A 460-nucleotide genomic window follows, 5' to 3' on the forward strand; every position below is an offset into this window, starting at 1 on the left:
ATTATTATGATATTGTGGATCAGCTGGGAAGCCTCCTTGATGTTCTAACAAATGTTGTATTGTTAGTCCTGCTTTACCCTTTATTGGATCATTTTCTCCATCTTTAAAGTCTGGAAAATATTTTGTTATCTTATCTGATATATTTATTTGTCCATCACTTACTAATTTTTGTATAGCATAGTTTGTTGAATACATCTTTGTATTTGATGCTAAATCATAAAGAGTATCTGTTGTAACCTTTGGTGAATCTGTTTTTAAACTGCCATCCTTATTGTAAGCGTTTACAGTACCGTATGCACTATTTTTAACTAAAACTCCATCTTTAATAACAGCTAATTGTGCACTTGTAAAACCATATTTAACATCATTATTTATTAAAGTGTCTATTAAATCTAAAGTGTTTTGATCCATTCCGACTGATTCGGCATTTCCCTCTATAACTTCTGGATATGGTATTTTA

General features: G+C 30.2%; 1 protein-coding gene. It reads right to left on the minus strand.

All coding sequences use genetic code 11. The features are described from left to right. On the minus strand, positions 1 to 411 hold a 411-nt coding region (locus tag A500_RS19180; RefSeq protein ID WP_198010594.1), incomplete at its 3' end, for a serine hydrolase. Between the last annotated feature and the right edge of the window lie 49 nt (positions 412 to 460).

The organism is Clostridium sartagoforme AAU1 (assembly GCF_000401215.1).
Taxonomy (GTDB): domain Bacteria; phylum Bacillota; class Clostridia; order Clostridiales; family Clostridiaceae; genus Clostridium; species Clostridium sartagoforme.